The sequence below is a fragment of the Geodermatophilus sabuli genome (assembly GCF_900215145.1).
GTDB classification, from domain to species: Bacteria; Actinomycetota; Actinomycetes; order Mycobacteriales; family Geodermatophilaceae; genus Geodermatophilus; species Geodermatophilus sabuli.
Window position 1 is genome coordinate 228883 of record NZ_OBDO01000010.1, and the last position, 11722, is coordinate 240604.

General features: G+C 74.1%; 9 protein-coding genes. All 9 read right to left on the bottom strand.

The window, feature by feature from the left end:
• Window positions 1-68 precede the first annotated feature (68 nt).
• Complete coding sequence (gene hpf / locus CRP39_RS21145) at window positions 69-740, bottom strand: ribosome hibernation-promoting factor, HPF/YfiA family (protein ID WP_097208348.1); 672 nt, start codon at window positions 738-740, stop codon at window positions 69-71.
• A gap of 38 nt (window positions 741-778) precedes the next feature.
• Window positions 779-1558, bottom strand: coding sequence for a ComF family protein (locus CRP39_RS21150; RefSeq protein WP_245854014.1), 780 nt, complete (start codon window positions 1556-1558; stop codon window positions 779-781).
• 94 nt (window positions 1559-1652) lie between these two features.
• Window positions 1653-3398: an LpqB family beta-propeller domain-containing protein gene (locus CRP39_RS21155; RefSeq protein ID WP_097208349.1), complete on the bottom strand. Its 1746-nt coding sequence runs from the start codon at window positions 3396-3398 to the stop codon at window positions 1653-1655.
• Window positions 3395-5146 carry an MtrAB system histidine kinase MtrB gene (gene mtrB, locus CRP39_RS21160; protein ID WP_097208350.1) on the bottom strand — a complete coding sequence of 584 codons (1752 nt, stop codon included), beginning with the start codon at window positions 5144-5146 and terminating at the stop codon, window positions 3395-3397. The genes CRP39_RS21155 and mtrB overlap by 4 nt, the downstream gene beginning before the upstream one ends.
• Window positions 5147-5207: 61 nt before the next feature.
• The gene (gene mtrA / locus CRP39_RS21165; RefSeq protein ID WP_097208351.1) at window positions 5208-5924 is read right to left on the bottom strand and encodes an MtrAB system response regulator MtrA; all 717 of its coding nucleotides are present in this window, start codon (window positions 5922-5924) and stop codon (window positions 5208-5210) included.
• A 242-nt stretch (window positions 5925-6166) separates the two neighbouring features.
• Window positions 6167-7651: an adenosylhomocysteinase gene (gene ahcY / locus CRP39_RS21170; protein WP_097208352.1), complete on the bottom strand. Its 1485-nt coding sequence runs from the start codon at window positions 7649-7651 to the stop codon at window positions 6167-6169.
• Window positions 7652-7880: 229 nt separating this feature from the next.
• Entirely contained in the window at window positions 7881-8786 is a 906-nt protein-coding gene (locus tag CRP39_RS21175; RefSeq protein WP_245854015.1) for a GmrSD restriction endonuclease domain-containing protein, read from the bottom strand.
• A gap of 75 nt (window positions 8787-8861) precedes the next feature.
• On the bottom strand, window positions 8862-9671 hold the full coding sequence (locus CRP39_RS21180; protein ID WP_097208353.1) for a class I SAM-dependent methyltransferase: 810 nt from the start codon (window positions 9669-9671) through the stop codon (window positions 8862-8864).
• 88 nt (window positions 9672-9759) lie between these two features.
• Window positions 9760-11574 carry a glycosyltransferase gene (locus tag CRP39_RS21185; protein WP_216359846.1) on the bottom strand — a complete coding sequence of 605 codons (1815 nt, stop codon included), beginning with the start codon at window positions 11572-11574 and terminating at the stop codon, window positions 9760-9762.
• Window positions 11575-11722: the final 148 nt, after the last annotated feature.

Genomic DNA, 11722 nt, shown 5'->3' on the forward strand with positions numbered 1-11722 from the left:
GGCGGAGGCCGGCCGCCGACGGCCCGGGCGGCGGGCGGGGCACCACCGGCGCCCCGCCCGCCGGACGATCAGAGGGGCGCCGCCGCGGGCTGGGCGGGCGACCGGACGGCTTCGCCGTCCAGGGGTGCGTCGACGAGCCGGATCAGGCCGTAGTCGTAGGCATGGCGGCGGTAGACGACCGTCGGCTTGCCGGTGTCGGCGCACTGGAAGAGGAAGAAGTCGTGCCCGACCAGTTCCATCTCGTGGAGGGCCTGGTCGACGGTCATCGGGATCGCCGGGTGGTGCTTCTCCCGGACGACGCGGCCGGGCAGGTGCTCGTCGAGGTCGGTGACGTGCGGCCCCTCGGCGAGCTGGCGCTCGCGGTCGAGCGCGCCCAGGACGTCGGTGTCGGCGCCGCCGACGCGGACCGTGGCGGGGGTGCGCCGGCCGTGGTGCACCCGGCGGCGGTCGGCCGCCTTGCGCAGCCGGTGTTCCAGCTTGCCGGCGGCCAGGTCGAGCCCGGAGTAGAAGTCCGGGGCGCTGGCCTCGGCCCGGATGACGGGGCCCTTGCCCCGGAGGGTGATCTCCACGCGCTGGCACTGCGAGGACTGGCGCGGGTTCTTCTCGTGGAAGAGCTCCACGTCGACGCGGAGGATCTTCAGCTTGCCATCGAAACGTTCGAGCGAGCCGACCTTGTCCTCGACGTGCTGTCGGTAGTGATCGGGGACTTCGACGTTGCGGCCACGGACCACGATCTCCATGAGACCTCCCGGTAGGACGGGCTGTGATCGGCTCCACGCTAGTCGCCGTTCGCGGGTCCCGACAGTCGGCCCCGGGAACCACGGGCACCCGGCCGCGCGACCGCGACCCGGCCCCGCCGGGAGCCCGGGCGTGGGGTGGCGGCGACCACCGCGGCGAGCACCGGCGGGCCGGAGGCAGGGGTCAGGTCGGCCAGCTGCGCCGCGGCCTCCGTGAGCGTCGCCCCGCTGGTCACGACGTCGTCGACCAGGACCAGGACGACGTCCGGAGGCCGCGGCGGCAGGTCGCGGCGCATCGCGAACGTGCCCGCCAGGTTCGTCCGCCGCTGCGTCGCCGACAGGCCGGCGGAGTCGCGAGCCCTACCGGAGCGCTGCAGCAACCGGGCCTCGGACGCCGGCAGGCCGGCGCTGCGCAGCTCGGTGACCGCCCGGCCGGTCAACTCCCGGACGTGGTCCCGGCCGCGGGCGCGCAGTGCGGCCCGCGCGCTGGGCACCGGGACGAGCCAGACCGGCCCCGGCACGGCGGGCAGGCCGGCCAGGACGCCCGCGACCGCGAGCGCCAGCGCGGCACCCAGCGGCCGGGCGAGCTCCGCGCGGCCCCGCTCCTTGAACGCGTTGACCACGGGGCGCACCGGACCGGCGTAGGCGCCCGCGGCCACCGTCGGCGGGAAGCCCGCCGGAAAGCGCCGCGGCTGGGCCAGGCGCGGCGCGGCGAGCAGCGCCGCGCACCGCCGGCAGAGCACCGCTCCGGGCAGCTCGCACCCGGCGCACAGCCGCGGCAGCAGCAGGTCGGCCAGCGCCGCGAGCAGGCCGCCGTCCACCGCTCCAGCGTTCCGGTCGCGCTCCGAGGCCGCCAGGACTCCCAGCCGCTTGTGGATGGCCCCGTCGAGGGGTGAGGGGGACGGGGTCCTCCTCCTATGCCGGGTAGAAGGGCTCGTTCCCCGGCAGCGGCTGCTCGCCGCGGATCAGCGTGACCCAGGTGCCCCCGGCCACCTGCCACTGCCAGATCGTGCCGCCGGCGCTCACCAGCGGGGGCAGGCCCGGGGCCGCCGCCACCCGCATGGGCTGGCTGGGCAGCCCGGACGTCGGCACGGCGGCCAGTCCCCAGCCGTCCACCCCGACCGTGTAGGGGACGATGCGGTCCTCGCCGGCGTCCCCGGCCAGCACCAGCAGGCTGCCCGCCGTCCGCCACGCCACGTCGGCCACCGACGACAGCGTCGGCGCCACCGCGCGCAGGTCGCGCAGCGCCACCGGACCCTCGTCGGAGCGCACGACGGTGCCGACGTAGACGCTCTCCCGCTGCCCGTCGTCGACGACCACGGCCGCGCGGACGCCGTCCGGCGACAGCTGCAGCACGGTGGCCCGTCCCAGCCCGGGCAGCGTGGGCGCGTTGACCGGCTGCGGGGTGCCGCCGGTCGGCACCCGCACCACCGCCCCGCCGTCCCGGACCAGCCAGAACTCCCCGCGGGTCGCGGCCACCGTCGGCTCGCTGAGGCTGCCGCCCGACAGCACCGGCGTGAGGTCCCCGCCGTACCCGCCGGCCAGCAGGGTCGCCTGCCCGTCGCGCTCGGTGGTGCCGACCATCGCCGAGGGCTCGCCGGTGCGCCGGTCGGTGGCGACCGCGGCGCTGGTGAGGGCGTAGGCGCCGGTGCCGGCCGGGCCGGGCGCCGGGGCGTTCTCCACCGTCCGGAGCGCGCCGGCGTCGACGTAGTGGCCCACCGCGCCGACCGGGACGGTGTCGGGGTCGAACGCCGACCACGTGTCGGTCGACTGCACCGGGGTCCCGTCCTCGATGCGCAGCGGCTCGCCGTCCACCAGGATCTCCACCGAGCTGACCGGCAGCTGCTCGAGGGTCCACACCAGCTGGGCGGAGAGCTCGGCGAGCCGGGACGGCGGCGCGTCGCCCACCCCCGTCAGGTCGACGGTGACCGCCTGGGCCGAGACGGTGACGGTGCTGCGCAGCGAGACGCCGGCCAGCTCGTTGCGGACGCCGGCCGCCAGCGCCGCGGACGCCCCGTCGAGCATCCGCTCGACCAGCACCGTCGGCTGCGCCTCCCCGGTGATCAGGTACCGCGGGTCGGGCACCACCCGCTGCCCGGTCGGGTCCAGGAAGTAGAGGTCCCGCCGCTCGTAGAGCCGCTCGAAGTCCGGCTCGAGGACGAGCAGGCCGTCCGGTGGGTTGGTGATCCGCCACTCCCCCTCGACCTCGGCGAGCGTGAACTCCAGGCTGTAGACCTCCTGCGCGCCCACCGCGAACACCCCGCGCTGGTCGATCGTGCCGACCAGGCTCGCGGTGACGACGACCGAGCCCGCGTCGGTGGTGACCGTCGCGTAGTCCTGGCCCAGCACGGTGATGCCCGCCTCGTCCGACCACGCGCTGGCCACCTCCGGCGCGAGGTGCTCCCGGGCCACCGGGTGGCCGCGGACGGTGCTGGCCCCGGCGTCGAGGAAGCCGCGCACGATCTCCTCCGGGGTCGCGCCCGGCTCGGGTGACAGCGGCTCGATCCCGACGGCGCCGTCCTGACGCGTCGGGGCCTGGGTGATCTGCACCGTGGGCGAGCTCGACGGCACCGTCGAGCACGCGGTCAACGGGGCCAGCAGGACGGCGGCCAGGACCGCGAGCCGCCGCCCCGTGCCCCGGAACGGCGCGGAGCGCGTCACCGTGCCACCCCCGGACGGCGGGCGATCGCCGGACGCAGCGGCAGCGGCGAGCTGGTCAGGTCCGACCCGGCCGACAGCGGCAGCGTCAGCCGGAACTGGGCGCCGGCGCCGGGCTGGCCCCACACCTGCAGCCAGCCGCCGTGCAGCCGGGCGTCCTCCAGGCTGATCGACAACCCCAGCCCGCTGCCGCCGACGGTGCGCACCCGCGACGGGTCGGCCCGCCAGAACCGGTCGAACACGTGCTGGGTCTCCGCCGAGGACAACCCCACCCCGTGGTCGCGGACCGTGACCGCCGCCGCCGTCCGGTTGGCCGCCCAGGTGATCTCCACCGGCTTGCCGGCACCGTGCTCGATGGCGTTGCCCACCAGGTTGCGCAGGATCCGCTCCACCCGGCGGGCGTCGACCTCGGCGATGACCTCCTGCCCGGGACCGGTGACGGTCAGCTCGCAGCCGTGCCGCTGGGCCAGGGCCGACATCCCGGACGCCACCCGCTGCACGAGGGCGCCCAGGTCCGTCGGCTCCCAGTCCAGGACGGCGACGCCCGCGTCGTAGCGGCTGATCTCGAGCAGGTCGGTGAGCAGGGCCTCGAAGCGGTCCAGTTCGGTGTGCAGCAGTTCCGCGGAGCGGGCCACGTGGGCGGGGAAGTCGCCGCGGGACTCGTAGAGGATCTCCGCGGCCATCTGCACCGTGGTCAGCGGCGTCCGCAGCTCGTGGGAGACGTCGGAGGTGAACCGCTGCTGCAGCTGGGACAGCCCCTCCAGCTGGGTGATCTGCCGCTGCAGGCTGTCAGCCATCGCGTTGAAGCTGGTGGCCAGGCGGGCCAGGTCGTCCTCGCCGCGCACGGTCATGCGTTCCTCCAGCTGGCCCTCGGCCAGCCGTTGGGCGGTCCCCGCGGCGCGGCGCACCGGGTCCACGACCAGCCGGGTGACCAGCACCCCGATCCCGACGACGAACAGGGTGAGCGCGATGCCGCTGATCACGACCGTGCTGCGGATCAGCGACAGGCTCTCCTCCTCCTGGTTGAGGGGGAAGGCGTAGTACAGCTCGATCCGTTCGGTGGCCGCGGCGTCGCTGGAGACGGGGGCGCCGATCAGCAGCGTCGGGCGCGGCTCGTTGGCGGCATCCGGCACCAGGGCGTACTGGGAGAACTGGCCGCCGGAGGCCACGTCGGCGCGCAGCTCCGTCGGGATCGCCGGGTAGACGTAGCGGCGGCTGGTCGCGCTGCGCTCGGTGTCCCCGCTGCGGTGCACCATGACGACGTCGAAGTCGCCGGCCGGGCCGCCACGCTCCATCAGCTGCTTGACGGTGCGGTCCAGCGTGGAGCGCACGCTGGCGGCGTCACCGGTCGCGATCCCGGCGACCTCGGTCTGCGCGTAGAGAACCCCGTTCTGGGCCTGGTCCACCGCCGCCTGCCGCTTCACCGACAGCAACTGGTCGCGGATCTGGCTGAACAGCACCAGGCTCACGATCACCACGACCGTGCCGGCGACCAGCATCGTGATGGCGCCGATCCGGACGTGCAGCGACGAGCGCCAGGCGTGCACGGCACGCCCGCCCGTGCGGCGGGCCAGGACGCGGGCCCGGACGGCGCGGCGGCGCAGCGCCCGGCGCAGCGAGGACAGGTCCGCCGGGCGGCCCCGGCGCGGCGCGGCCGCGGAGGGGGTCACCACCCCGGCGGAGGACGACGACGCGTCCGGTGCCGGCGGCGCAGGCGCCGCGCCGGGCGCCGTCGGTCGGACGGTGCTCACGGTCGGTCGGGCCGGACCACCGTCGCGGCGCCTGCCGGTTCGCTCGCGCGGACCGCTCCGCTCACGGCGGCCCGGCCTTGTAACCGACCCCGCGCACGGTCAGCACGATCTCCGGCTTCTCCGGGTCGCGCTCGATCTTGGCGCGCAGCCGCTGCACGTGGACGTTCACCAGGCGGGTGTCCGCCGCATGCCGGTAGCCCCACACCTGCTCGAGCAGGAGCTCGCGGGTGAACACCTGCCGCGGCTTGCGGGCCAGGGCCACCAGCAGGTCGAACTCCAGCGGGGTCAGGGCGATGGGGACGCCGTCCCGGGTGACCTGGTGGGCCGGGACGTCGATCTGGACGTCGCCGATGGCCAGGTTCTCCGCCTGACCGGTCTCGCCGCGGCGCAGCTGGGCGCGCACCCGGGCGACCAGCTCGACGGGCTTGAACGGCTTCGTCACGTAGTCGTCCGCGCCGGCCTCGAGCCCCTGGACGACGTCGATGGTGTCGCCCTTCGCGGTCAGCATGACGATCGGCACCGTCGACTGGGTGCGGATGTCCTGGCAGATCTGCAGGCCGTTGCGGCCGGGCAGCATCAGGTCCAGCAGCACGATGTCGGGGCGGGTCTGCTGGAAGACGCCCACCGCGCGGTTGCCGTCGGAGACGAACGCCGGTTCATAGCCCTCGCGCCGCAGCACGATGCCGAGCATCTCGGCGAGGGCGGCGTCGTCGTCGACGACCAGGACGCGGCCGCGGCTGGAGCCGTTCTGGGGAGCGGTGGGTGGCACGGCGACCATTCTGCGCTGTCCGTGGGCAGAAGTCGGGCACCCGCCCGGTCATCGACCGGACGGGTGCCCCACAGGTGTCACCCAGTCGCAGTAGTACTGCCCCTGGCGACGAACCGGAACGGCCCGCTGCAGGGCCCCACCGTGAGCCTGCGAGCGGTGGGGAGCAGCGGGGCCCACCGTGAGCCTGCGAGCGGTGGGGAGCAGCGGGGCCCACCGTGAGCCTGCGAGCGGTGGGGGGCAGCGGGGTCCGCTCAGTAGCGGTAGTGGTCGGACTTGAACGGGCCCTCGACCGGCACGCCGATGTAGTCGGCCTGCACCTTGGTCAGCTCGGTCAGCTTCACGCCGAGCGCGTCGAGGTGCAGCCGCGCCACGTGCTCGTCGAGCTTCTTCGGGAGCACGGTGACGCCCGGGGTCTTGCCCTCGTAGGCGGCGCGGTTGTTCCACAGCTCGATCTGGGCGAGCACCTGGTTGGAGAACGACGCGCTCATCACGAAGCTGGGGTGCCCGGTGGCGTTGCCCAGGTTCAGCAGCCGGCCCTCGGAGAGCAAGATGATCGTGTGGCCGTCGGCGAACCGCCACTCGTCGACCTGCGGCTTGATCGTCGTCCGGGTGATGCCCGGCGTGCGGGCCAGCCCGGCCACGTCGATCTCGTTGTCGAAGTGGCCGATGTTGCCGACGATCGCCTGGTGCTTGGTCTGCGAGAGCAGGTCGGCCGTGATGATGTCCTTGTTGCCGGTGGCCGTGATGATGATGTCGGCCTTGCCGATGACCTCCTCGAGGGTGGTCACCTCGTAGCCGTGCATCGCCGCCTGGAGCGCGCAGATCGGGTCGATCTCGGTGACGATCACCCGGGCGCCCTGGCCGCGCAGCGACTCCGCGCAGCCCTTGCCGACGTCACCGTAGCCGCACACCACGGCGACCTTGCCGCCGATCATGACGTCGGTGGCACGGTTGATGCCGTCGATCAGCGAGTGCCGGCAGCCGTAGAGGTTGTCGAACTTGCTCTTGGTGACCGAGTCGTTGACGTTGATCGCCGGGAACAGCAGCCGGCCGTCGCGGGCCAGCTCGTACAGGCGCATGACGCCGGTGGTCGTCTCCTCGGTGACGCCGGCGATGCCCTGACCGATGCGTGTCCAGTACTGCCCGTCCTCGGCCAGCGTGCCGCGGAGGACGTCGAGGATGACGCCGTACTCCTCGGAGTCGGCCTCCGTGGTGTCCGGGACGACGCCGTCGGCCTCGAAGCGGGTGCCCAGGTGCACCAGCAGCGTGGCGTCACCGCCGTCGTCGAGGACCATGTTCGGGCCGACGACCGCACCGGACTCGTCGCGGAACTCGAACAGGCGCTGGGTGCACCACCAGTACTCCTCCAGCGTCTCGCCCTTCCAGGCGAACACCGGGACGCCGGCGGGCTCCTCGGCGGTGCCGTCGCCGACGACGATCGCGGCGGCGGCGTGGTCCTGGGTGGAGAAGATATTGCAGCTCACCCAGCGGACGTCGGCGCCCAACGCGGTGAGCGTCTCGATGAGGACGGCGGTCTGCACGGTCATGTGCAGTGAGCCGGCGATGCGGGCGCCGGCCAGCGGCTGCTGGTCGCCGTACTCGGCGCGCAGCGCCATCAGGCCGGGCATCTCGTGCTCGGCGAGCCGGATCTCCTTGCGGCCGAACGGCGCCAGGGAGAGGTCGGCGACCTTGAAGTCGCCGTCGGTCAGTACGCGGGTGCCAGTGCTGGCGGTCATGTCGCTCCAGTGATCGGCCCGGGCCCTGACGGGCGGGCCTTCGTCGGTCGCTGTGGGTCCGGCCGTCGCGGCCGGGCGAGCGAGCATGCCGAGGCTTCGGCGGGGCTCGAGCCGTCGTCCAGGATACGCGGGTTCCCCGATGATCAGCCCAGCTGATCGAACCGCGTCCTGGCTCAGCTCCGGCCCTGAGCCAGGACACCCCACGATCAGCCCAGCTGATCCTGCGCGGCTACTCGCAGCCGACGCCGTCACCGTCGCCGTCGAAGGTGTCACGCCAGCCCGGCTCGCCGCGGTGGATGGGGGCCGCGCCGGCCGCGCGGACGGCGCCGCAGTCGGCGTAGGAGACGTCCGCGGAGGGCGCCGGCTCCGGCGCCGGCCCGCCGTCGCCGGGCAGCGGCTGGTCCGGGCAGCCGGACAGCACGGTGGCCGCGGCGTTGTGCTCGGCGCGGGTCACCCACAGCCCGTACCCGGACTTCACCGCGACCTGCCGCGCCACGTAGGCGCAGCGGACGGAGCGGTTCGGCGGCAGCCACGTCGCGGCGTCGCCCGCCCCCTTCTGCATGTTGAGCGGCCCGTCGACGGCCAGCAGGTTCAGCGGGTCGTTGGCGAACTCGGTGCGCCGCTGGGCGTCCCAGCCCTGGGCGCCCTTCTGCCAGGCGTCCGACAGCGCGACGACGTGGTCGATCTGCACGTCGTCGCTGGTGTCCTGACCGCGACGGAACTCGATGGTGCGCCCGGAGTAGGGGTCGTCGAGGGTGCCGGTCAGGACTACGCAGTCGCTGCCCGGCCGGAACGTCTCCCCGGTCAGGTCGCGGGCCAGCACGTCGTTGCGCGTGTCGCAGCCGTTGCGGTCGACGTCGACCCAGCCGTCGCCGAACCGGTCGCGCTCGTACCCGGTGCCCGGCGCCCGGCCCTTGACCGCCAGCTCGCCGAGGACCGCCAGCGCCGACCCCGGCGGGGCCCCGGCGATCACCGCCTGCGCCTCGACGTCGGAGAGGACGCCGGTGGGCGGGCCGCCGTCCTCCGGCGCGAGCAGGTCGCAGCCGCTGAGACCGGCGGCGAGCGCGAGTGCGGCCAGGGTGGACAGCACGCCGGCACGGAGCCGGCGCGCGGCAACGGTGGTGCGGACGGTCACGGGCCTCCCCGGCGCGGAACGACAGGCCTCGACGCTAGGCCGCCGTCCCGCGGGCGCGGGCGAGCCACGCCCGGCTCACGGCCTCCCGGGGTCGGTGATCCGGACGACGACCTGCTCGTTGTTGGAGGTGTAGGCCTCGTACTCCACCTGCGCGCCGGTGCGCGCCAGCCACTCCTGCCAGGCCCGGAACTCGTGCTGCTCCCAGCCCGGGAAGTTGAAGAACTCGTCGAAGACGAGCACCGACCCCGCGGCCAGCCGCGGACCGACGAGGTCCAGGACCGTCACCGCCGAGGAGTAGAGGTCGCCGTCGACGTGCACGAGGTCGACGGTGCCGGGGTGGCCGTCCAGGAACCCGGGCAGGGTGTCCTCGAACCAGCCGACCACCAGCTCGGCACCGGCCACGTCCGGCAGCCCACCCACGGCGAAGGCGCCCGCACGGACGTGCGGCCGGTAGTCCTCCGGCAGACCCTTGAAGGAGTCGAAGCCGTAGACCTCCCGGCGGCCGCGCTCCCGCGCGATGACCTCCAGCGACCGCCCCTCGAACACCCCGAACTCCAGCGCCAGCCCACCGCGAGGGGCGATCTGCACCCCGTACTCCAGGGTGCTCTCCCGGTCGTGGAAGGCACGGGCCGTCGGCATCGTCAGCGCGGCGAACCGCGCCGAGCCGATGGCCGCGTCCCGCTCCCCCGCGGCGAGCAGGTCCCGGCGCGCACGGAACTCCATCTCGTGGACGGCGCCGATCGCCCGGTCGACCTCGGCGGCGACGACCTCGCGGACCACCCGCGCCAGCCGGGCCTCGGCGGGCGCCACCACCGTCCGCACCAGCCACCGTCGCAGCGCCTGCTCGACCCTGCCCCGTCCCTGCTGCCGTCGTGCTCGCGACATGCGTCCGCCTCCTCCGCCCGGCGGCCGCCCTGGGTCGGCACCGGACCTCCCGGCGAACCTAGCGGTTGCCGGCCTGCCGCGGTCCGCGCTACTGGCTGTCGAACAACCGGCTCCACGCCGCGCGGGAGGTCAGTTCCGGGACCCCGGCCCGCCACTGGTCCCGGGCCCGCTCGCCCTCGCGCGTCAGCCGCCACAGCACCGTGGCCCCCCGCCGGCCGAGTTCGCGCATCAGCTGTCGGTCGTAGCGACGCACCCGCACGCCCTCCTGCGAGGGGTCGGTCACCACGGCGGTCTCGAACAGCGACACGTGCCACCAGTAGGCGTCGGCGTCCGCGACGGCGGCCTTGCCCCGCGCCTTCCCGAGCAGCTGCCAGAGCACCCGCTTGGCCAGCACCGACTTCGGCATGGACGGCGTGCCCGCGGGAACGGCGCGCTCCACCGTGTCGGCGTCCACCCCGGGCACCGCCGACGCGGGGTGGTTCTTCGTCTCGGGATGGGAGGACCACAGCGCGCGGATCTCCCGCGACACGGCGGCGCCGCCGTCGGCGAGCACCTCCGGCCCGCGCAGGAAGTCCTCGACGGCCTTGAGCATCAGCACCGCGAGCCCGTAGCGCATCGAGACGAGGTAGTTGGCCAGCTGCCGGGCCAGGTGCTCGACGATGCGGGAACGGTCGAAGTCGCCGTGCAGGGCGCTGGTGATCAGCGAGTTGCGGAAGCTGAAGTAGCGCGACCAGTCGTCCCAGTTCTTCCACGCGAAGTCCGCGTGCCACACCCCCGCCCCCGGGAGGGTCACGGTCGGGAAGCCTGCCTCCCGGGCGCGCAGGCCGAACTCGATGTCGTCCCACTGGAAGAAGACCGGCAGCGGGTAGCCGACCGCCGAGACCACCTCGGAGGGGATCAGGCAGGTCCACCAGGCGTTGTACGCCGCGTCGACCCGGACCTCCTGCCGCTGCTCGGTGACATCGGCGTTGGTCAGCGCGTCGGGGACCGGCAGCCCCGCCCGCAGGATGTCGAGGTCCGCGGACTCGGCGCCGACGTGCAGCCGCTCCGGGTGGAACAGGTTCAGCATCTGGCCGCCGACCAGGATCGGCTTCGTGGCGGCGTCGGCGAGGCCGGTCAGGCGCACCGCCGTGTCCGGCTCCAGCCGGATGTCGTCGTCCATCAGCAGCAGGTTGACCCGGTCGACGGTCTCGTTGCGGATCGCCTCGAAGATGCCCCGGGTGAAGCCGCCGGCGCCGCCGAGGTTCGGCTGCTGCACGTAGCGCAGCAGCGACCCGAGTGCCTCCTGCACCTGCGGGAACGCCGCCCGCGAGTCGACCGTGTCGGTGCCCTGGTCGATGACGTAGACCGCGCTCAGCCCCGAGGCGACCTCGACGTCGGACGCGAGGGTCTGCAGGGTGGCGATGCAGTCGTCGGCCCGGTTGTAGGTGCAGATCACCACGACCGTGGCACGCCGGCGCCGGACTGCCGGGACGGTCCACCGGGCCTGCGAGACGGTGAGCGGCGCATCTGCGGTCTCGAACTCCAGCCACAGGGCGCCGCCGTCGACGAACCGGTCGATGGCCGCGCTCAGCCGCACGTGCTCGGCCTCCGCGTCGGTCACCCGGGCGGTGGACACCGTCCGCGAGATGCCCTTGCTGTCGGAGGCCAGCAGACGGATCAGCCCGGATCCGCTGGCGACCAGCGTGACCTCGACGCGGTCCGCGGAGGTCCAGCGCTGCCAGTAGGACGCCGGGAAGCGGCCGAAGTAGGTGTTGGTGGACAAGACGGCGAAGCCGTCCAGGACGACGCGGTCGCGCTCGCGCACCGCCGCACCCCGCTCGGCCCGGCTGTACAGCTCGGCGGGAGCCTCCGGGAAGGGCCCGGCGAAGAGGGTGCGCTGCACCAGCAGCCGTTCGTCCACCGGGGTCGCCGCCGATGCACGCGTCTGGGAGACGGTCGTCTGCGATGAAAGGACCATGAGAGCGCTTACTCCCGTCGAGCGGTGATGGACTGCGCGCGACCGTAACCGGGGCGGTCGCCGCCGGACCGCAACTCGGCGACGTCCGCGG

Bases quoted from the DNA above. Each gene is read 5' to 3' on its own strand.
- CRP39_RS21180 (WP_097208353.1), bottom strand. From the start codon at position 9,671: ATGTCGCGAGCACGACGGCAGCAGGGACGGGGCAGGGTCGAGCAGGCG.
- mtrA (WP_097208351.1), bottom strand. From the start codon at position 5,924: ATGGTCGCCGTGCCACCCACCGCTCCCCAGAACGGCTCCAGCCGCGGC.
- hpf (WP_097208348.1), bottom strand. From the start codon at position 740: ATGGAGATCGTGGTCCGTGGCCGCAACGTCGAAGTCCCCGATCACTAC.
- ahcY (WP_097208352.1), bottom strand. From the start codon at position 7,651: ATGACCGCCAGCACTGGCACCCGCGTACTGACCGACGGCGACTTCAAG.